Below are 21040 nucleotides of genomic sequence, written 5' to 3'. Positions count from 1 at the left end.
GCATGGAGAGAATCACGGTGCCGAGGATGACGTCGACCAGACCGCGGTTCGCCACGCGCGCCCTGCTCCTGCAGCTTGCGACGGTGACCCTCGTCGTCGCCCTGTGCACCGGGGTGTATCTCCTCCTCGCCGTGCAGCAGCTGCGTGCCGAGGCGGAGTCGACGGCGCTGGGAATCGCCCGCACCCTCGCAGAGGATCCGCAGGTGCGCGCAGAGGTCGCTCGCATCTCCCTCCAGGAGGGCACACCCGACGCGGCAGAATTGCGCGAAGGCGACCTGCAGCGCATCGCATCCGATGTCACCGCGCGCACTGGCGCACTGTTCGTGGTGCTCACCGATGACAACGGGATCCGTCTCGCGCATCCCACCCCCGCACGGATCGGCGAAGAGGTCAGCACGCCATACGAAGAGGTGCTCGCCGGCGCCGAGATCGTCGACTGGCAGACCGGGACACTCGGCGAGTCCGCACGCGCGAAGGTTCCCGTCCGGGACGAGACCGGCACCCCGGTGGGCGAGGTCAGTGTGGGGTTCGAGCGTGCGGGTGTCTTCGACGACCTGCCGCCCCTGCTCGCCGTGATCGGGGGTACGGCTGCGGGCGCCCTCTCTCTGGCTGTGCTCGCATCCCTCCTGCTCCGCAGACGATGGGAGCGTCTCACCCTCGGCGTGCAGCCGGAAGAGCTGGTCGCGCTCGTGCAGAACCAGACGGCCGTGCTGGACGGGGTCGACGACGGCGTCATCGCCATAGACACACGCGGCATCGTCCGGGTCAGCAACGCCGCCGCCGATCGGCTGCTCGACCTCGACGACCCGGTCGGACGTCCCGTCGACGACCTCGGTCTCCTCCCGGCCGTCCTGGACACCCTCACGGGTACCGGCGCCCGCACGAGCGCCCTCGTCGGAGACCGGATGCTGTACCTCGACTCGCGGAGCGTGGTGCGCGAGGGGCAGCAGCTCGGCACCGTGCTCATCGTGCGCGACCGCACGGACCTGGTCGCCTTGGCCGAGCGCCTGGAGACGGTCAGGACGATGACCGCCGCGTTGCGCGTGCAGAGACACGAGTTCGCCAACCGCATGCACGTGGCCGCCGGACTCATCGATGCCGGCCGGGTCACAGATGCCAGGGCGTTCCTCGGCGAGCTCGTGGAGCGGGGTCCTGTGGCGTTCCCGGTCGTGGGGCTGGACCTCCTGCGGGACCCCTTTCTGCACTCGTTCCTGGGCGCCAAAGCCGTCGAAGCCGGAGAACGCGGCGTCGCCCTGCGCATCGCGGACGACACCCACCTGATCGGCACGGTGATCGCTCCCGAAGACGTCGCCGCAGTCCTCGGCAACCTCGTGGACAACGCCGTGACCGCCGCGGTCTCGGGAGAGCGGACTCCGCGCTGGGTCGAGGTGGCGGTCCTGGACGACGACGATGCACTGGTGTTCACCGTCTCCGACTCCGGCCCCGGACTCGGAGACTTCGATCCTCTCGCCCCGCGGACGCGGGACCAGAAGACCACCGACACCGTGCACGGGCATGGGATCGGACTTCCGCTGTCGACGGAGATCGCCCGTCGGAACGGGGGCGACCTCTGGGTCATCGACCCCGGCGGTGTCGACAGCCGCGGTGTCGAAGGCGGCGCTGTCTTCGCCGCGCGCATCAACGGAGCAGTCGACCGCAGCTCCCCCGATCCCGAGGAGAACACATGACCGTCCCCCTGCGCGTACTCATCCTGGACGACGACTTCCGCGTCGCCCAGCTTCATCAGGGCATCGTCGAGGAGCACGCAGGAGTCGGCGTCGCCGAGACCGTGCGATCGCTCGCCGAAGCCCGCGACAGCATGCGTGCTTCCCGACCGGACCTGCTCATCGCCGACGTGTTCCTTCCCGACGGGGACGGCATCGCGCTCGTCCGCGAGTCCGGCATCGACGCGATCCTGATCTCCGCCGCCGACGACGCTCCGACGGTACGCAGAGCACTGCGGTCGGGAGCTGTCGGCTATCTCGTGAAGCCCTTCGAGCGACGGGCTCTGTCAGGACTCCTGGATCGCTACGTGCGATACCGCAACCTCCTCGACGGTGATCGCACCCTCCGCCAGGAAGACGTCGACCGCGCCCTCGCCATCCTGCACGGTGCGGGCGAACCGGTGTCCGTCTCGCGGTCGGCGACGGAGCAGCTCGTGCTCGCCGCACTCGGCGACGGAGAGCGTTCGGCAGCGGAGATCGGGGAACGCGTCGGAATCTCGCGCGCGACCGCGCAACGGCATCTCGCAGCTCTCGCGGCGAGAGCCGTCGTCGACGTGCGCCTGAACTACGGATCGACGGGCCGCCCCGAACACCGCTACGCCGCACGCGTCTGACGTCAGCGGATGGACGGCTCAGGAATCGGAGCCGACGGCTGCGAGGCGTGCTTCCTCGTCGGCGGCGATCGCGCTCTCGATGATCGGGTCGAGCGCGCCGTCCATGACCTGATCGAGGTTGTACGCCTTGAATCCGGTCCGGTGATCCGCGATCCGGTTCTCCGGGAAGTTGTAGGTGCGGATGCGCTCCGAACGGTCCATGCCCCGGATCTGCGACTTGCGCGCGTCGGAGGCGGCTGCGTCGAGCTCCTCCTGCTGCTTGGCCAGCATTCGGGCGCGCAGCACGCGCATCGCGGCCTCGCGGTTCTGCAGCTGCGACTTCTCGTTCTGCATCGACACGACGATGCCGGTGGGCACGTGTGTGATCCGCACCGCGGAGTCCGTGGTGTTGACGGACTGACCGCCGGGCCCCGAGGAGCGGAACACATCGATCTTGAGGTCGTTCTGGTCGATGTGGATCTCCTCCGGCTCATCGACCTCGGGGAAGACCAGCACACCGGTCGTCGAGGTGTGGATGCGGCCCTGCGACTCCGTCGCCGGCACCCGCTGCACACGGTGCACCCCTCCCTCGTACTTCAGGTGCGCCCAGACGCCCTGCGCCGGATCGGAGGAGGAACCCTTGATCGCGACCTGCACGTCCTTGTACCCACCGAGGTCTGACTCGTTGCGCTCGAGCAGCTCGGTCTTCCAGCCCTTGGATGCGGCGTACTGGATGTACATGCGCAGGAGGTCGGCGGCGAACAGCGCGGACTCCGCGCCGCCCTCCCCTGCCTTGATCTCCATGATCACGTCGCGGGCATCGTCGGGGTCACGCGGGATCAGCAGACGCCGCAGACGCTCCTGAGCGCCCTGCAGCTCTTCTTCCATCGCAGGGATCTCCGCCGCGATGGACTCGTCCTCCTTGGCGAACTCCCGCGCCGTCGCCAGGTCGTCGGTCGCCGCGACCCAGGCCTCGTAGGCAGAGACGATGCGCGAGAGTTCCGCGTATCGACGGTTGACGCGCTTCGCGCGTGCCGCGTCGGCGTGCACCGCCGGGTCGGAGAGCTCCTCCTGCACCCGGCGATGCTCGTCGATCAGAGTCTGGACGGACTCGAACACGGGTCGGCCGCTCAGCGGATGTTGTTGTCGTGTCCGTGAGCGCCCGAGGGCAGCGTCGGGATCGACTTCTGCATCTGCACGAGGAACTCGACGTTCGAGTTGGTCTCCTTGAGCTTGCCGAGCACGACCTCGAGCGCCTGCTGCGGGTCGAGTCCGGCGAGGGCGCGACGGAGCTTCCACGTGATCTTGACCTCGTCGGCCGAGAGCAGCATCTCCTCGCGGCGGGTGCTGGACGCGTTCACGTCCACGGCGGGGAAGATCCGCTTGTCGGCGAGCTGACGCGACAGACGCAGTTCGCTGTTGCCGGTGCCCTTGAACTCCTCGAAGATGACCTCGTCCATCTTGGAGCCGGTCTCGACGAGCGCGGTGGCGAGGATCGTCAGGGATCCGCCGTTCTCGATGTTGCGGGCTGCACCGAAGAAGCGCTTCGGCGGGTAGAGCGCGGACGCGTCGACGCCGCCGGTGAGGACGCGGCCGGACGCCGGGGCGGCCAGGTTGTACGCGCGTCCGAGGCGGGTGATCGAGTCGAGGAGCACGACCACGTCGCGGCCCAGCTCGACGAGACGCTTGGCCCGCTCGATCGCGAGCTCGGCGACGGTGGTGTGGTCTTCGGCGGGGCGGTCGAAGGTCGAGGCGATGACCTCGCCCTTCACGGTGCGCTCCATGTCGGTGACCTCTTCGGGGCGCTCGTCGACGAGCACGACCATGAGGTGGACCTCGGGATTGTTCTGCGCGATCGCGTTGGCGATCTGCTGGAGGACGATCGTCTTGCCGGCCTTCGGCGGCGCGACGATCAGGCCGCGCTGACCCTTGCCGATCGGCGCCACGAGGTCGATGATGCGCTGCGTCAGCTTCTCCGGAGCGGTCTCCAGACGCAGACGCTCCTGCGGGTAGAGCGGGGTGAGCTTGCCGAACTCCACGCGGGTGGCCGCGTCGTCGACCGACAGGCCGTTGATCGAATCGACCTTGACCAGGGCGTTGTACTTCTGGCGCCCCTGCTGCTCGCCCTCGCGCGGCTGCTTGATGGAGCCGACGACCGCGTCGCCCTTGCGGAGGTTGTACTTCTTCACCTGGCCGAGCGAGACGTAGACATCGCTGGGACCGGCGAGGTAGCCGGTGGTGCGCACGAAAGCGTAGTTGTCGAGCACGTCGAGGATGCCGGCGATCGGGATCAGGACGTCGTCCTCGGTGATCTCGGTCTCGAACTCGTCGGCCGGTGCACCGTTGCGGCGCTTGTTGCGCTGACGGTTGCGGTTGTTGCCACCGGACTGCTCGTCGTCGGCGGCGGGCTGCGTCTGCTGCTGCTCCTGGGCCGCGCCGTTCTGACCGCGTCCGCGGTTGCGGCTGCGGCTGCGGTTGCGTCCACGACCGCCCTGCTCCTCGCCGCTGTCCCCGGAGTCGGAGTCGGCGTTCTGCGGAGCCTCAGCGGGTGCCGATTCGGCGGCGGACTCCGCTGCCGGCTCCGCAGCGGGCGCCTCGGCGTCGGCTGCGGACTTCTGCGCACCGCGGCGTCCGCGTCCCGTGCTCTTGGGCGCGGCCTCGGCGGGAGCCTCGGCGCCAGCGGAGTCGGAGGCCTCGGCGGGCGCCGTCTCCGCGGCAGGAGCCTCGGCATCGGCCTTCTTCGCACGGCTGCGACTCGGACGCTTCGCCTTCGGTGCAGCCTCGGTGGTCTCTGCAGTGGCGGACGCTGCTGCGGTGGCGGACGCTTCCGCGGGCACGGACGCTTCCGGAGCGGCGTCCGACTTCGCGGCCTTCTCCGCCTTCGCGGCATCGGCCTTCTCCGCCTTCTCGGCCTTCGCAGCCGCGGTCGCGGTGCTGGCACGGCGAGGCGCACGCTTGCGCGCCGGTGCTGCTTCGCCCGTCGGCTCCGCGGATGTCGCCGGTGCTTCCGAAGCGGGCGCAGACTGTTCGTTCTGGGTCTCGGAGAGGTTCTCCACGAGTACTCCCTTATATGTCATGGGGAATGAGCGTTGAACGCGCACAACGGGTGCTGCGCGCGATCGCACGGGCTGACGCTCGGCGCCAGCCAGCCTCGGCAGGCGGCTCAGGAATGAACTCTGCCACAGGGGTTTGCGTGCGGGTCTTGCAAGAGTTGCAATGGGGCCAGATTCACGCAGTTACGTGGAGCCCTCCGCTCGAGACCCCACTGTACCACCACGCACGTCGACTGCGAGCAGGAGAGCCTCCCACGGGGTGTCGGTGACGCGTTCGGCGAGCTCGACCGCGTCCTGACGACTTCCGGGGCCGTCCGCGAGGACCAGCACACTGGGGCCTGCGCCGGAGACCACCGCGGCGAAACCGGCAGCGCGCAGCGCCTGCACCAGACGCTGCGTCTCCGGCATCGCTCCGGCACGGTAGTCCTGGTGGAGGCGGTCGGCAGTCGCATCCAGGAGCAGCTCCGGGCTCTGCATCAACGCGGCGATCAGCAGCGCGGAGCGGGAGACGTTGAACACGGCGTCGGCAGTGGAGACCTGCGGCGGCTGGAGCGACCGCGCCTGCGAGGTCGACATCGTGTACGTGGGGACCAGCACCAGAGGCGAGACTCCCCTGTGCACGAGGAGCTTCTTGTGCTGCGGTCCCCGCTCCGACATCCATGCGATCGTCAGGCCACCGAAGAGCGCCGGCGCCACGTTGTCCGGGTGGCCTTCGAGCTCGGTCGCCAGCCGGAGGAGATCCGGGTCATCGATCTCCACATCACCCTCGAGCAATCCCTTCGCGGCGAGCACGCCCGCAGCCACGGCGGCACCGGATGAGCCGAGGCCCCTGCCGTGCGGCACGGCGTTCTCCGCGATGATCCGCAGACCGGGAACAGGGCGTCCCGCGTCGGCGAACACATAGGCGATGGTGCGGACGATCAGGTTCGACTCATCACGAGGGATCTCGGCCGCTCCGGATCCCGAGACCTCGATCTCGAGCTCGCCGGCCGGCAGGGCCGTGACCAGAAGCGTGTCGTAGATGCTGAGCGCGAGGCCCAGTGTGTCGAAGCCGGGGCCGAGGTTCGCGCTCGTCGCCGGCACCCGCACCTCGACGGTGCGTCCTTCGACGGCTCCGCCCTCCGCGGGGACGACGGGCGCTGTCATCGTCACTCGCCTTCCACCCGGAGCACCGAGACCACGCGTGCGACGACCTCGCTGTCCGCGAGAGCGTCGACGGTGGCACTCAGGGCCTGCTCCGTCGCGCGGTGCGTTCCGATGATCAGACGGGCAGTGGGCTCGTCCTCGCCTTCCACGGTCTGCACGACGGTGGCGACCGACACATCGCCGTCGCTGAGGATGCTCGCGACCGTCGCGAGCACACCTGGCGCGTCCGCGACCTCGAGCGTGATCTGGTACCGGGTGGTGACGTGACCGATCGGCACGACGGGCAGGTTGGCGCGAGTGGACTCTCCCACCCCGACCCCGCCTGCGATGTGACGACGGGCCGCGGAGACCACGTCGCCGAGCACGGCCGACGCGGTCTGCACGCCACCGGCACCGGCACCGTAGAACATCAGGGAGCCCGCAGCCTCCGCCTCGACGAAGACCGCGTTGTTCGCACCGTGCACGGAGGCGAGGGGGTGCGATGCCGGGACGAGGGCCGGGTACACGCGCACCGAGATCGACTCGGCACCGTTGGCCTCGATCCGCTCGCACACGGCCAGCAGTTTGATCACGAAGCCTGCAGCTCTGGCCTCCTCGATCATCGATGCCGTGATCGAGGTGATGCCCTCGCGGTAGACGGCTTCGAGCGGCACGGCCGTGTGGAACGCCAGGCTCGCGAGGATCGCCGCCTTCTGCGCCGCATCGTAACCCTCGACGTCCGCCGTCGGGTCGGCCTCGGCATAGCCCAGCCGCTGCGCATCGGCGAGCACGTCGGCGAAGTCGGCGCCCTCGGTCTCCATCCGGTCGAGGATGTAGTTCGTCGTGCCGTTCACGATGCCCATGATGCGCACCACGCGGTCGCCGGCGAGCGAATCGCGCAGGGGACGGATGATCGGGATCGCCCCCGCCGCGGCGGCCTCGTAGTAGACGGAGGCGCCGACCCGGTCAGCGGCCTCGAAGAGCTCGGGCCCATGAGTGGCCAGGAGAGCCTTGTTCGCGGTGACCACGTCGGCCCCGGAGCCGATGGCCTGCAGGATGTTCGTGCGGGCCGGCTCGATGCCGCCGATGAGCTCGATCACGATGTCGGCGCCCAGGATGAGCGACTCGGCGTCGGTCGTGAAGAGCTCCTTGGGCAGGTCGACGTCGCGTGGCGCGTCGAGGTTGCGCACCGCGATCCCGGCGAGTTCCAGTTCGGCGCCCGCGCGGTCGGCGAGTTCGTCGCCGTGGCGCAGCAGGAGGGCCGCGACCTGAGAGCCGACCGCTCCGGCACCCAGCAGCGCCACACGAAGTCGTCGGTATTCAGTCATGGTTGCTCCTTCGGAGGTGGGTCATTGGTCTCCCTCGGGGGCGTGCGCCCCGTCGATGCCCGCGTCGCGGGCCAGCACGTCATCGATGGTCTCGCCGCGGACGATGACCGCGGAACGTCCACCGCGTACGGCGACGACCGGCGGACGCGGGACGTGGTTGTAGTTGCTGGCGAGCGAGACGCAGTAGGCGCCGGTCGCCGGCACGGCGAGCAGGTCCCCGGGCACGAGGTCGTCCGGAAGGTACTCGTGATCGACGACGATGTCGCCCGACTCGCAGTGCTTGCCGACCACGCGGCTGAGGCGCGGCTCGCCCGCTCCGACACGTGAGGCGATCCGCGCCGAGTACTGGGCGCCGTACAGCGCCGGACGTGCGTTGTCGCTCATCCCGCCGTCGACGCTGATGTAGCGGCGGACGGCTCCGGTGTCGATCGTCACGTCCTTGGTGGTGCCGACCTCGTAGATCGTGACACCGGCCGTGCCGACGATGGCGCGGCCGGGTTCGAAGGACAGGGCGGGAATGGGGATGCCCCGGGCGGCGCAGTCGTCGGCGACCGCGGTGATGATGGCACCGGCAAGGTCTTCGATGGGTGTCGGGTCGTCCACACGCGTGTACGCGATGCCGAAGCCGCCGCCGAGGTTGAGCTGGGGCACGGGGCCGTCCTCGAGCAGGTCTGCATGCAGGTCGAGCACGCGCGACGCGGATTCGCGGAAGCCGGCGACGCCGAAGATCTGCGAGCCGATGTGGCAGTGCAGTCCGGCGAACACCAGGCCGGGGACCTCCCGGATCCGGGCCACGGCCCGCTCCGCGTCCGGCAGGGGGAACCCGAACTTCTGGTCCTCGTGGGCGGTGGCGAGGAAGTCGTGGGTCTCGGCGTGGACGCCGCTGATCACACGCACGAGCACGCGCTGCGTCGCGCCGGTACGCGCCGTGATCGCTGCGAGGCGTTCGATCTCGATGGCACTGTCCACGATGATCGTGCCGACCCCGACCTCGACCGCGCGTTCCAGCTCGGCGACCGACTTGTTGTTGCCGTGGAAGCCGATAGAAGCGGGAGCGACCCCAGCGGCGAGGGCCACGGCCAGCTCTCCCCCGGTGCACACGTCGACGCGCAGTCCCTCGTCGACGACCCAGCGCGCCACGGTCGTGCACAAGAACGCCTTGCCCGCGTAGTACACCTGCGCCGTGGTGCCGTTCTCGGCCGCCGCCCTGTCGAACGCCAGGCGGAATCTGCGCGCACGCCCGCGAACCTCGTCTTCATCGAGCACGAGGAGCGGAGTGCCGTAGGTGCGGGCCAGGTCCGTGGCGCTGACGCCGGCGATGTCGAGCACGCCGTCGTCGTCTCGTACTGCTGAGGCCGGCCAGACGCCGTCGGCGAGATCGTTCGCGTCCTCGGGGACGGCGAGCCATTCCGGGGCGAGCGAATCGGCAGGGAGAAGCACTGATCACCAATCGTGGGAAGGATCTCGGGCAGGGCACGCACATCGAGGTTGACCCGATTCTAGGGCACCCACCCCGTCGCCTTGATCACGGTGACTCGCCGCGTCAAGCCCCTGCAGCACTCCGCAGGTGCCTCCTAAGGTGGGGGCGTGACGAACAGCGAGACAGCACACCACGACACGGAGTCCTCCGCGAAGCCGAAACCCGGACTTATCGCGCGCATCACGACGCCGGCCATCGCGTGGGCACTCTCCCGGCGACCGGTCAGGGCCGCACTGCTCTACTCCGAGCGACGGGGTCCGATGCTGGCCGACAGCGTCACGTACCGCGCCCTGTTCAGTGTGTTCGCGGGCGTGCTGCTGGGCTTCTCGATCGCCGCGCTCTGGCTCGCCGGCAACCCCGACGCGTGGCGCGCCATCATCCAGGCAGTGCAGTCCGCCGTCCCCGGCCTGATCGGGAAAGACGGCGCGATCAATCCCGAGGATCTGAAGGCCCCCGCATCGCTCTCCGTCGCGGGCATCGTCTCGCTCGTCGCCCTCGTCGGAGCCGCTCTGGGAGCGATCGGCTCTCTCCGCACCGCCGTGCGGGTGATCGCCGGGACCGTCCAGGACGACATCCTCTGGGTGTGGGTGATCCTGCGCAACCTCGCCCTGGCGCTCGGGATCGGACTCGCCTTCGTCGCCTCCGCCGCGATCACCTTCGTCGGTCAGCTCGGAGTCGAGTGGATCGCCGACCTCCTCGGCCTACCCGCCGACTCCGCCGCGGTCGCCTGGACCGTTCGGCTGCTCTCGCTGCTCGTGGTGTTCGCTCTCGACGCCGTGCTCATCATCGGTGTGTTCCGCGTGCTCTCGGGCGTGCGTCCCGCCGCCGGTTCCCTGTGGCCCGGCGCCCTGATCGGCGCCCTCGGTCTGCTGGTACTCCAGGAGCTGTCCGGTCTGTTCGTGGGCGGCGCGACCAGCAACCCGCTGCTCGCCTCGTTCGCGTCCCTCCTGGCGCTGCTGATCTGGCTGAACTTCTCGACCCAGGTGATGCTGTTCGCCTGCGCCTACATCGTGACCGCCGAGGAGGAGAGGTCCGATCGCGTTCATGCGAGGTTCGCCGCGACCACGTTCCCCCAGCGGCGGCTCCAGCGAGCCGAGGCCGAAGTGCAGATCGCGACGGCCGAGCTGCGGGCGGCCCAGAAGGCTGCGGCCTCCGACGCGGGGTCCTGATCGGCGTCGGTTGACCCCACCCTCGTTGTGACCCGATCGGGTAACCTGGTCACAACGAAAGGGGCTTCATGGAGCCACGTCGCACGAGCATCACCCTCCCCGGCACCACGGTCTCGGTCCTGGAATGGCGCCCCTCATCCGAAGCCGGCCTTCCCGTCCTGCTTCTGCATGGCGGTGGCGCCGACAACGCGCAGCTCTCGTGGGGAGAGGTCGGCCCTGCGCTCGCCAGCGCCGGACATCGCGTGATCGCCCCCGACCATCCCGGTTTCGGCCGCAGTCCCCGTCCCGGCTGGCCCCTCACCCAGGAACACCTCGTGCGATACGTGGGCGACCTCGTCGACGAACTCGGCCTCGTCGACTACGCCATCGCCGGCCTGTCGCTCGGCGGTGGCATGACGCTCGGCCACCTCCTCGATCGGCCGAGCCAGGCGAAGTCCGCCATCCTGCTGGGGTGCTACGGATTGATGCCGCGCCTGGCCGACGGACTCTCCGGGCGGATGACGCACTTCGGCACGTTCCTGCTGCTGCGCACAGGACTGCTGGCGGCCGCCACCCGGTCCTACGCGCGCAACGCGCCCGCGATGGAACGAGGCCTGGCCACGCTCGTGCGGAATCCTCAGGCGCGCACTCCCGATCTCGTGAAGGCGGTGCTCGACGAAGCGTCCACCGGCACGGGCCTGACGAGCTTCGCGGAGTGGCAGCGCGATCAGGTGCTCTGGAATCGACTGCGCACCGTGTACACGCCTCGACTCCCGTCCATCACGACCCCCACGCTTCTCGTGCACGGCGATCGCGACACCGGGGTGCCGCTCCCCCATGCCGAAGCCGCCGCGGAAGTGTTGCCCGTCGGATCCCTGACGGTCGCCGCCGGAGCAGGGCACTGGGTGCAACGCGACCGCCCCGACCTCGTCGTCCCGGCGATGCTCGACCATCTGGAGGGACACCGCGATGCCCAGGCCCCGCGTCCCTGATCGCCGCGAGCGGATCCTCGATGCTGCCGAGGAGCTCGTGCTCGCCAACGGTTTCGACGCCATGAGCGTCGCCTCGATCGCCGAACGCGCCGGCATCGGCAAGGGCGCGGTCTACCTGGAGTTCGCCGGCAAGAAGGAGATCCTCGATGCGCTGCTGCAGCGCGGCACGACCCGGATGAACGACCGCGTGCGTCGTGAGCTGGGCGACCGGCCGCGCCTCAGCTCCGCGTACCGCGCGTCCGCGCGCGCTCTGAGCGAGGACGCGCTGATGACGGCGGCCTTCCTCGACGACCGGGGCATCCTCGGTGCGCACGTGGCGGATATCACAGACGGCCGATACCGTGACCGGCAGAGGCGCGTCAACGAATGGCTGCGGGGGCTGCAGAGCCGAGGCGAGATCGTGGACGACGTGGATGTCGAGGCCCTCGCCCTCGCACTCTCCAGTGCATCGATCGGACTGCTCTCCGCATCCCGGTTGCTCGGCCCGTTCGAACCGACATTGCTCGAACGCGCCATCGACACGATCGGCCGCATGGCCGAGTCCTTCGAGAGGAACTGATCATGCATGTCGCAACCTTCGGCGATCCGGCCGGCCGTCCGCTGCTCCTCCTGCACGGCGGTGGCGTCGCAGGGTGGATGTGGGAGCCCGTCCGCACCCACATCGACAGCGGCGTGCGGGCGATCGTCCCCGACCTCCCCGGCCACGGACACAGCAGGGATGCGACCTACGACTCCCACGCGATCACGGTCGCCGCGCTCGCCGGCGTGCTGCAGAAGGTCGGCCGACCGGCGACCGTCGTCGGATTCTCCCTCGGCGCACAGCTCACCGTGCAACTCGCCGCAGACTTTCCCGAACTGGTGCGGAACGTCGTCGTCATCAGCGCCCAGGCCATGCCGATGCGGATGACCCGCCCCACTCTCGCGCTTCTCGGAGCGACCGCCGGTCTCGCGTCGAAGGAGTGGTTCGCCCGGCTGCAGGCACGGCAGCTGTTCATCCCAGACGAGCTCCTGGCCGACTATGTGCGCACATCCGCCGCGATCTCGCGCGAGACGCTCCTGCGCTCCGTCGAGGAGAATCTCCGTTTCACGCCTCCTGCCAGCTGGCGGACCTACACCGGAGCCGCGTCGATCCTGGTCGGCGCCGGGGAGAAGTCGCTCATGAAGCGCTCGGCAGCGCTCCTGCACGATTCACTGCCGCACAGCACCCTCGAGGCCGTCGATGGCTGCGGGCACGGCATTCCCCTGCAACGACCCGCCTGGCTCGCCCGCCGCATCGAAGCGATGCTCAGCGCCAGCGACTCCCCGTGAACCGAGACCGCTGCCCGTCAGCTCGGGCAGCTGCCCTTGCTCTGAAGAGCCTTGTCGGTGACGATCGCGCCGTTCACGTCGACGTCGATCACGGCCGCCTCGTCGACGATCTCGATCCCTGTGAGCGTGAGTCCTGAGGGCAGCTGATCGGCGATGCACACCCGTTGGGGCTGCGTGAGTCCCTCCCCGAGGGCGCCGAGGGTGGAACCGACCCGGTCGAGGTCGACGTCGAGTCCGCCGATGCTGACGCCGACCGGCGTGAGCTCGAGGTCACCGTCGATGGTGCCGGGTGTGAGGGTGAGGGAGAGCGGCACCGCGGCTCCGAGCACGCTGATCGAACCGCTCACCGTGGCATTCGGCGCCGTGAACTCCACCGAGTCGACCGGCAGATCGGTGCCGGCCAGGAGCGTCGTGAACTGCTCCTGGTCGACGCGGACCGTGCCGGAAGCGCCGCCGAGGTCGCCCCCGCGCAGCGGAACACCGGTCGCCGTGACATCCGCGGCGCCCGTGATCCCGTCCAGCGTCACGGAATCGGTCGAGAGATGCAGGGTGTCGAGGGTGCCACCGATCAGCTGGGGCAGCAGGAGTCCCTGCGTCTCGACGTCGAGCTGCTGGTCGGCAGGGAGGTCGAGCTTCTCGACGACGATCGACCGTACGACGCCAGGCAGCACGGCGCGTGCGATGAGCTCCGCCGCGACGACCAGGAGCGCGAGCACGACGACCGCGACGAGAAGCACCCACGGCCACCGCCGCCGCTTCTGCTGCGGGGCGTCTGCACCCTCATCGGATGCCGAACCCGGGATCACGAGGGTCGGGTGCTCCGTCGCCGCGTCCGGGTAGGGCCGGGTGTGGTTGTCGTCGCTCATGCCTGCCATCCTGCCCCACGGCGACGCACGCCTGCCTGCACTACATGCGCTCCGGCGCCGAGACCCCGAGCAGGTCGAGTCCGTTGCGCAGAACCTGACCGGTGGCGTCGTTGAGCCACAGACGGGTGCGATGCACGCTCTCGATGGGGTCGTCGCTCAGCGGGATGACGCGGCAGTTGTCGTACCAGCGGTGGTACAGACCGGCGAGTTCCTCGAGGTAGCGGGCGACCCGATGCGGCTCGCGCACCTCGGCGGCGAATGCCACGATCCGCGGGAACTCCTGCAGCGCTCCGAGCAGCGCGCTCTCGGTCTCGTGGGTGAGAGTCTCGGGCGCGAACTCGGAGCGGTCGACGCCGGACGCGACCGCGTTGCGTGCCACGTTATGCGTGCGGGCATGCGCGTACTGCACGTAGAACACGGGGTTGTCGTTCGTGCGCTTCTGGAGAAGCTCGGGATCGAGGGCGAGCGGCGAGTCCGCAGGAGAGCGCTCCAGCGAGTAGCGCAGCGCGTCGGTGCCGAGCCACTCGCGCAGATCGTCCATCTCGATGATGTTGCCCGCGCGCTTGCTGAGACGGGCACCGCCGATCGAGACGAGCTGCCCGATGAGCACCTCGACGTTCTTCTCGGGGTCCTCCCCCGCCGCGCCGGCGATCGCCTTGAGGCGGTGCACGTAGCCGTGGTGGTCGGCGCCGAGCAGGTAGATCTTGTCCTGGAAGCCGCGGTCGCCCTTGTTCAGGTAGTAGGCCGCATCGGCGGCGAAGTACGTGTACTCGCCGTTCGAGCGACGGATCACGCGGTCCTTGTCGTCACCGAAGTCAGTGGTGCGCACCCAGACGGCGCCCTCCTGGTCGAAGACATGCCCCTGCTCGCGCAGGCGATCGACGGCCTGGTCGACCAGACTCACACCCTGATCGTTCTTGGCGTGCAGGGTGCGCTCGGAGAACCAGACGTCGAAGTCGACGTTGAACTTCGACAGCGACTGCTTCTGCTCTTCGAGCTGGTACGCGTAGGCGAGCTCGCGGGCGACGTCGACCTGTTCGTCGGCCGGCAGTTCGAGCAGGTCGGGACGCGCAGCGAGCACGCGCGCCGCGAGGTCGCCGATGTAGCTTCCCGCGTAGCCGCCCTCCGGGGTCGGCTCTCCCTTCGCCGCGGCGAGGACGGAACTCGCGAAGCGGTCCATCTGCGCACCCGCGTCGTTGATGTAGTACTCCCTGGCGACGGTGGCACCCGACGCGGCGAGCACCCGGGCGATCGCATCGCCGAGAGCGGCCCAGCGCGTGTGTCCGATGTGGAGGGGTCCGGTCGGGTTCGCGCTCACGAACTCGATGTTGATGCTCTGGCCCACCTGCGAGTCGTTCGACCCGTACGCGTCCCCTGCGTCGACGATGACCTTCGCCAGCGCACCGGCGGCTGCAGCGTCGAGGCGGATGTTGATGAATCCGGGGCCCGCGACCTCGGCGCTCGCGATGCCGTCGACGCCGGCGAGACCGTCGGCGATCTGCTGAGCCAGCTCACGCGGGTTCGTGCCGAGCGGCTTGGCCAGGCGCATGGCGATGTTCGACGACCAGTCGCCGTGGTCGCGGTTGCGGGGGCGCTCGAGCACGATGTCTGATGCGGAGAGCTCCAGGGGCTCGCCGGGGCGTCGTTCCTCCGCGATGGGTGCGAGGACGGCGAGGAGGGCTGCGGCGAGGGTTTCGGGGTTCATAGCCCCCTCAGTTTACGGGGCAGGACGACGCCGGCCGACGGCACGGACCGGGAGGAATTCGCGTTCGCTCTCCCGTGATCTACTCTCATCACATGAAGCCAGCCGCCGCCCGCCGCCGCCGGGGTGTCGCCGCGATCACCGCCGGCCTGATCGTGGCGGTCGCAGCCGTGGCTATCGGCGTCTGGCGCCCGTGGGTTCCCGCCCCTCTCGCCGCCCCGATCAGCGCGGCCGCAGCGGGCGAATCGGACGCATCGGCGGTCATCGCGCCGGCACCGCTCGTCCTCCCGGAGAACCCCACTGTCCTGGTGTTCGGCGACTCCTGGACGTACGGCTCGGCGGCCACCCTCCCCACGCAGGGCTACGCCTATCTCCTCGCCGATCTCCTCGGCGGCCGGACCATCGTGGACGGCGTCCGCGGGAGTGGGTACCTCAAGCCCGGTATCGACGGACCGACGTTCGGAGAGCGCATCGCCGCACTCGACCCGTCGCTGTCGCCCGACCTCGTGATCATGCAGGGCTCGATCAACGACCGTGCCCAGGGTGCCGCCGGATACCGCGAGGCCGTGAAAGCCGCGTGGGACGCGATGGCCGCCCTCTACCCGAAGGCCACGATCGTGGTGCTCGGCCCGGCCCCGCACGAGCTTCCCGTCGGTGCGACCACGGCCCGCATCGACACCGACCTCGCGGAGCTCGCCGCAGCGCGCGGCTGGTGGTACATCTCCCCGATCGCCCAGGCCTGGATCACCGCGCAGAACTATCTCGACGTGATCGACGTGGAGGTCGGCCGCAAGCATCCGTCCACGGATGGACACCGATACCTGGCCGAGAAGCTGGCCGCCGCCCTCGACGAGCTGCGCGCCGCGCCCATGACGGAGGCCGGTGGGTCGGAGACCACCCCCGACGAGTGATATTGTCGATCGGTACGCCTCCGTAGCTCAGTGGATAGAGCGCCGGTTTCCGGTACCGTAGGTCGCAGGTTCGACTCCTGTCGGGGGCACACATCAGCAGAAGGCCGCTCTTCGGAGCGGCCTTCTCGCGTTTCGCCTCGACTGGCGGTTCGCGCTCAGCTGCGAAACCGCCCGAGATCAGCGGCTGCCGAACGTCCGCGGCGGCCGAAGGTGCGCAGGCCCCGCAGGTTCCCAGGCCTTCCGGATAGGCTGTTGCCGTGCCCCTCCTCTCGATCGCCGGTTCGACGCGTGCCCCGCACCGTCTGCGTTCGGCGACGCCCATGAGGGCGTGGATGCGGATCATCATGCACCCGGGCACGAACGGGTGGACCAGCGTCTGGGGCACTCTCTCGCACGGCGAGATCGCCGGCTGCCCGCCGCCACGGAACTAGACCACGCCTCGAACGGGGCGGCGGTCTTCTGCGCCATTCACCCCTTCTCTCGCGTGAGGTCTTTCCGTGTCCCCGAATCCTTCCCCTGCCCGCTTCTCCCTCGCCCCGCACGCCCTGTGGCAAGGCATCCGTTCCAACGCACGCAGCGACGTGCTCGGGGGTTCGCTTCTGCTCGCGGCCACGTTCGCCGCGTTGATCCTCGCCAACAGTCCCGCCGCGCCCTGGTACGAGTCCGTGCGCGACTTCACCTTCGGCGTCCCCGAGCTGCATCTCGAGCTCAGCATCGGCGCGTGGGCGTCGGACGGACTCCTGGCGATCTTCTTCTTCGTCGTCGGGTTGGAGCTGAAGGAGGAGTTCGTCGCGGGACGCCTGCGCGATCCTCGCCGCGCCGCCCTCCCCATCGCCGCGGCCGTGGGTGGAGTGGTGGTGCCCGCGCTGATCTTCGTGCTCATCAACGCCGCGAGCGGTGCGGATGCGCTGCGTGGCTGGGCGATCCCCACCGCGACCGACATCGCGTTCGCGGTGGCCGTGATCGCTGTCGTCGGCAAGTTCCTGCCGCCCGCGCTGCGTGTGTTCCTGCTGACCCTCGCCATCATCGACGACCTCATCGCGATCACCATCATCGCGACCTTCTACACCGAGAGCATCAGCTTCCCGTGGCTGATCCTCGCGCTGCTGCCCCTGGCAGGATTCGCCGCCCTGGTGGCGAAGGGCGTGCGCGCATGGTGGCTCCTCCTGCCCCTCGCCATCGCGGTGTGGGTGTGCATCCACGCGTCCGGCGTCCACGCGACGGTCGCCGGCGTGCTGCTCGGCTTCGTCGTGCCCGTCACCGCGACGGAGCGCGCCCGGGTGCGCACGGGCACCGACGCGGACGGCCGTCCGGTGTACGACGGCATGGCCGCACACCTCGCCGACCGGTGGGGCATCGTGGCCACGCTGTTCGCGGTGCCTGTGTTCGCGTTCTTCGCCGCCGGCGTCACGGTCGGCGGATGGGACGGACTCGCATCGGCGTTCACCGACCCGATCACGATCGGCATCGTCGTGGGACTGGTCGCGGGCAAGCCGGTCGGCATCCTCGTCACGACCTTCCTGCTGAGCCGGGTCCCCGCTCTGCGTCTCGACGAGACGCTCCGCTGGCCCGACCTGACCGGCATGGCGTTCCTCGCGGGAATCGGCTTCACCGTGTCGCTGCTGGTCGGCGAGCTCGCGTACGGGTCGAGCTCGGTCGCGGACGAGCACGTGAAGATCGGCGTGCTGGTCGGGTCGTTCGTCGCAGCCCTCCTCGGCGGGATCATCCTGGCGCGGCGCAATGCGCTGGCCCGAGCGGCGCATCGGGTCGAGTGACCCTCACCGACCTTCCGGTGAGACCGTGGCCTCCGGATGGGCGTCGCTCAACAGGCTTCCATCCGGCGGTCGACGGTCCCAGGACGGGCGACGGATCGCGTAGAACACGAGGGGTGGTGCGCCCAGCACCACGATGACAGCGCCGACGACCCACGGATAAGCCGCGGGAGGGAAGGCGGTGAATCCCTCGGGCGGGATGAAGGCGAGCAGGAATGCCGCGAGACACGCGACGAAGCCGATGCCGGCGACCAGCGGCAGCGCAGCGACGCGGTACGCGCGGTGCACCGTCGGCTCCTTGCGACGCAGCACGATCGCCGACGCGAACATGAGCATGTACATGATCAGGTACAGCGCGGCCGCCATGTCGATCAGTGCGACGAACGCGGCACTCACGTTCGGGACCACGATGAAGATCGCAGCGAGGATCGTCACGATCGTGCCCTGGAGCATCAGGATCCCGGACTGGACCCCCGCCTTGTTGCGCTTCTGCAGCATCGGTGGAAGCAGGCCCGTCTCGGCGGCGGCGAGCACGCCCTTCGAAGGCCCAGCGACCCAGGTGATCACGGAGGCGAGCGCGCCGGCGGCGATCAGCGCCGAGACGGCTGCCGTCGCCCATCCCATCCCCCAGTGATCGAAGTACACACCGAAGGCGAGCATGATGCCGTTCGTGAGCCCCAGTTCCTTCGACGGGACGGCGACCGAGATCGCCAACGTCGGAAGGATGAACACGAGCAGGATCAGACCGGCGGCGAGGAACACCGAGCGGGGATACCCCTTGCCCGGGTCCTTCATCTGGTTCACGTGGACCGCGTTGACCTCCATCCCGGCGTACGCAAGCACATTCGACACGATCAGGACGATGGACGCCAGGCCGGTGAAGGGAGGGATGATCGCCGATGCTTCGAGCGGGACCTGGCTCTTCTCGCCGCTGAACACCCAGATCGCACCGAACACGATGAGCAGCGCGGCCGGCAGGAGCGTGCCGAGGATGCCGCCCCAGGAGCCGAGCTTGGCGAAGAGGTTGCCACCGCGGAGGGTGACGAAAGTCGAACCCCAGTAGAACACGATGATCACGACCGCCGTGAAGAAGCCCGAACTCGACAACGACGGATCCATGAACACGAACGCGAGGGCACCCGCGATGAAAGCGAGCTGCGTGGGGAACCACACCACGTTCTGGATCCACTGCAGCCACACCGCGGTGAATCCCCACCTGTTCCCGAGCGCCTCCCGCACCCAGACGTAGATGCCGCCCTTCCATCCGGTGGCGAGCTCTGCGGCGACCAGGGCCGTCGGCACCAGGAACACGATCGCGGGGATCAGATACAGCATGATGCTGCCGAGGCCGTACGTCGCCATCGCCGGAAGCGAGCGCAGACTGGCGACGACGACCAGGGTGAGCAGGGCGAGCTGGCCGACCCCGAGGATGGCGACGGCCGGCCGCGACACCTGCGTGGCTGCCGACGTGCGCGCGGCTGTGGGGCGCGTCGGCCCCGCTGCCGGAGTCGATTCTGGGGTGGCACCCGTGTTCGAAGCGGACATCGCGGGCTCAGTGGTGGAAGGCAGATTGGGGCTTCTCGGTCGGCATCGGCGACTCGAGTGCGTCGAGGTAGGCGACTTCGGTCGCGATCGCCTGCAGAAGCTCCTCCGCGAGGTCCATGCTCAGCCCGTTGCGCACCACGATGCGCTGCACCGTGATCCGCTCCAGGTCGGCAGGCATCGGATACGCGGGCACGAGCCAGCCCTTCATCCGCAGCCGATCCTGCAGATGGTAGAGCGTCCAGTTCTTCGTGTGTCCGTCCTTCAGACGCCACGCGAACACCGGGATGTCGCTGCCGTCGTTCCAGAGCTCGAACGCGTCGAGCTCGGCGATCCCCGCGGAGAGGTACTTCGCGACGTCCTGAGAGGCCTGCTGCACAGCGCGGTACCCCTCGAAACCGAGACGGAGGAACAGGTAGTACTGCAGCACCACCTGAGCCCCCGGCCGCGAGAAGTTCAGCGCGAACGTCGGCATCTCCCCGCCCAGGTAGCTCACCTTGAACACCAGGTCCTCCGGGAGCCACTGCGCCTCCCGCCACACCACCCAGCCGAGCCCCGGATACACGAGCCCGTACTTGTGCCCTGACGTGCTGATCGAATGCACCCGCTCGAGGCGGAAGTCCCACACCAGGTCCGGCTGCAGGAACGGCGCGATCATCGCCCCCGATGCCCCGTCCACGTGGATGGGGATGTCGAGGCCCGTGTTCTTCTGGATCTCGTCGAGAGCGGCGGCGATCTCGGCCACCGGCTCGTACATGCCCGTGTACGTGACCCCCATGATCGCGACGACGCCGATCGTGTTCTCGTCCACATACTTCGCCAGGTCGTGACCGTCGAGAGTCTTGTGCTCCTCGCTGATCGGCACGTAGCGCGGCTCGACGTCGAAGTAGTTGCAGAACTTCTCCCAGCACACCTGCACGGCCGAGGACATCACGATGTTCGGACTTGAGGCATCCTTGCCCGCCGCGCGCCGAGCCTGCTGCCAGCGCCGCTTGAAGGCGAGACCGCCCAGCATGCACGCCTCCGACGACCCGATGGTCGAGGTACCGATGCTCTTCTCCGCATCGGGCGCGTTCCAGAGGTTGGCCAGCATGTGCCAGCAGTTGTCCTCGATCGCCGCCGTCTGCGGATACTCGTCCTTGTCGATCATGTTCTTGTCGAAAGACGCGGCATAGACCTGCTTCGCGTCGTCGTCCATCCACGTGCTCACGAACGTGGCGAGGTTCAAGCGCGCGTTCCCGTCGAGGATCGTCTCGTCCTCCACGATCTGCTTCGCCGTATCGGGAAGCGACTCCCCTGGCGGGATGACGTGGCGCGAGGTGAGCGTCGCCTCCCCCGGCCTCGTGAAGATCGGCTGGTCGGCGCTGGAGGGAGTGCTCATGTCCGTGACCTTTCGCATCGCTGTCGACGTACCGCCAGCGACACGCTCGATCCTCATCGCTGGCCGTGTGCCGACCACTATCCCAAGAGCGACGATGCCGCGCCACCCCACTTTC

Annotated in this window: 18 protein-coding genes and 1 tRNA gene; 10 read left to right on the top strand and 9 right to left on the bottom strand. The window is 69.1% G+C overall.

Going from position 1 to position 21040, the window contains the following annotated elements:
* Window positions 1–26: 26 nt before the first annotated feature.
* Complete coding sequence (locus tag ILP86_RS07615; protein ID WP_227750932.1) at window positions 27–1688, top strand: sensor histidine kinase; 1662 nt, start codon at window positions 27–29, stop codon at window positions 1686–1688.
* The gene (locus ILP86_RS07610; protein WP_046748230.1) at window positions 1685–2338 is read left to right on the top strand and encodes a response regulator; all 654 of its coding nucleotides are present in this window, start codon (window positions 1685–1687) and stop codon (window positions 2336–2338) included. The genes ILP86_RS07615 and ILP86_RS07610 overlap by 4 nt, the downstream gene beginning before the upstream one ends.
* Window positions 2339–2356: 18 nt before the next feature.
* Here the strand turns inward: ILP86_RS07610 and prfA are convergent, their stop codons facing one another.
* The 5 genes from prfA to lysA all read right to left on the bottom strand — a co-directional run bounded on the left by prfA (window position 2357) and on the right by lysA (window position 9263).
* Window positions 2357–3436: a peptide chain release factor 1 gene (gene prfA / locus ILP86_RS07605; protein WP_193761714.1), complete on the bottom strand. Its 1080-nt coding sequence runs from the start codon at window positions 3434–3436 to the stop codon at window positions 2357–2359.
* An 11-nt stretch (window positions 3437–3447) separates the two neighbouring features.
* Window positions 3448–5373, bottom strand: coding sequence for a transcription termination factor Rho (rho, locus tag ILP86_RS07600; protein ID WP_349884603.1), 1926 nt, complete (start codon window positions 5371–5373; stop codon window positions 3448–3450).
* Window positions 5374–5553: 180 nt separating this feature from the next.
* Window positions 5554–6516: a homoserine kinase gene (thrB, locus tag ILP86_RS07595; protein ID WP_193761712.1), complete on the bottom strand. Its 963-nt coding sequence runs from the start codon at window positions 6514–6516 to the stop codon at window positions 5554–5556.
* A 2-nt stretch (window positions 6517–6518) separates the two neighbouring features.
* Window positions 6519–7823, bottom strand: a complete 1305-nt coding sequence (locus tag ILP86_RS07590) for a homoserine dehydrogenase (protein WP_046748226.1) — start codon at window positions 7821–7823, stop codon at window positions 6519–6521.
* Window positions 7824–7844: 21 nt separating this feature from the next.
* On the bottom strand, window positions 7845–9263 hold the full coding sequence (gene lysA, locus ILP86_RS07585) for a diaminopimelate decarboxylase (protein WP_193761711.1): 1419 nt from the start codon (window positions 9261–9263) through the stop codon (window positions 7845–7847).
* 147 nt (window positions 9264–9410) lie between these two features.
* Between lysA and ILP86_RS07580 the strand changes: the two genes are divergently transcribed.
* The 4 genes from ILP86_RS07580 (at window position 9411) to ILP86_RS07565 (ending at window position 12751) form a co-directional block, all read left to right on the top strand.
* Complete coding sequence (locus ILP86_RS07580; protein WP_193761710.1) at window positions 9411–10472, top strand: YihY/virulence factor BrkB family protein; 1062 nt, start codon at window positions 9411–9413, stop codon at window positions 10470–10472.
* Window positions 10473–10540: 68 nt separating this feature from the next.
* A complete protein-coding gene (locus ILP86_RS07575) occupies window positions 10541–11443 on the top strand; it encodes an alpha/beta fold hydrolase (RefSeq protein WP_113681995.1) in 903 nt (300 codons plus the stop codon).
* Window positions 11421–12002 (top strand): TetR/AcrR family transcriptional regulator, encoded by a 582-nt coding sequence (locus ILP86_RS07570; protein WP_113681996.1) that lies wholly within the window; start codon window positions 11421–11423, stop codon window positions 12000–12002. The genes ILP86_RS07575 and ILP86_RS07570 overlap by 23 nt, the downstream gene beginning before the upstream one ends.
* A gap of 2 nt (window positions 12003–12004) precedes the next feature.
* On the top strand, window positions 12005–12751 hold the full coding sequence (locus ILP86_RS07565) for an alpha/beta fold hydrolase (RefSeq protein ID WP_193761709.1): 747 nt from the start codon (window positions 12005–12007) through the stop codon (window positions 12749–12751).
* Between the two features lie 17 nt (window positions 12752–12768).
* Here ILP86_RS07565 and ILP86_RS07560 read toward each other — a convergent pair whose 3' ends face one another.
* Both ILP86_RS07560 and argS read right to left on the bottom strand, forming a co-directional pair.
* On the bottom strand, window positions 12769–13617 hold the full coding sequence (locus ILP86_RS07560) for a DUF2993 domain-containing protein (protein WP_141370002.1): 849 nt from the start codon (window positions 13615–13617) through the stop codon (window positions 12769–12771).
* 40 nt (window positions 13618–13657) lie between these two features.
* Window positions 13658–15322, bottom strand: coding sequence for an arginine--tRNA ligase (gene argS / locus ILP86_RS07555; RefSeq protein WP_046748220.1), 1665 nt, complete (start codon window positions 15320–15322; stop codon window positions 13658–13660).
* A gap of 92 nt (window positions 15323–15414) precedes the next feature.
* Between argS and ILP86_RS07550 the strand changes: the two genes are divergently transcribed.
* From ILP86_RS07550 to nhaA, 4 genes are all read left to right on the top strand, one after another.
* Entirely contained in the window at window positions 15415–16230 is an 816-nt protein-coding gene (locus ILP86_RS07550) for an SGNH/GDSL hydrolase family protein (protein WP_193761708.1), read from the top strand.
* A 16-nt stretch (window positions 16231–16246) separates the two neighbouring features.
* Window positions 16247–16319, top strand: a tRNA-Arg gene (locus tag ILP86_RS07545).
* 168 nt (window positions 16320–16487) lie between these two features.
* Window positions 16488–16661 carry a hypothetical protein gene (locus ILP86_RS07540; protein WP_179515940.1) on the top strand — a complete coding sequence of 58 codons (174 nt, stop codon included), beginning with the start codon at window positions 16488–16490 and terminating at the stop codon, window positions 16659–16661.
* A gap of 66 nt (window positions 16662–16727) precedes the next feature.
* Window positions 16728–18005 (top strand): Na+/H+ antiporter NhaA, encoded by a 1278-nt coding sequence (nhaA, locus tag ILP86_RS07535; protein WP_058631307.1) that lies wholly within the window; start codon window positions 16728–16730, stop codon window positions 18003–18005.
* Between the two features lie 3 nt (window positions 18006–18008).
* Here nhaA and ILP86_RS07530 read toward each other — a convergent pair whose 3' ends face one another.
* Complete coding sequence (locus tag ILP86_RS07530; RefSeq protein WP_193761707.1) at window positions 18009–19547, bottom strand: amino acid permease; 1539 nt, start codon at window positions 19545–19547, stop codon at window positions 18009–18011.
* A 7-nt stretch (window positions 19548–19554) separates the two neighbouring features.
* A complete protein-coding gene (locus tag ILP86_RS07525) occupies window positions 19555–20925 on the bottom strand; it encodes a glutamate decarboxylase (protein ID WP_227750931.1) in 1371 nt (456 codons plus the stop codon).
* Window positions 20926–21040 lie beyond the last annotated feature (115 nt).

Origin of the sequence: Microbacterium sp. R1, assembly GCF_015159725.1 — a bacterium.
In the GTDB taxonomy this organism is placed as follows: domain Bacteria; phylum Actinomycetota; class Actinomycetes; order Actinomycetales; family Microbacteriaceae; genus Microbacterium; species Microbacterium oxydans.
The sequence above is the reverse complement of the archived record's forward strand: the minus strand, read 5'-3'. Positions and strand labels throughout refer to the sequence as shown.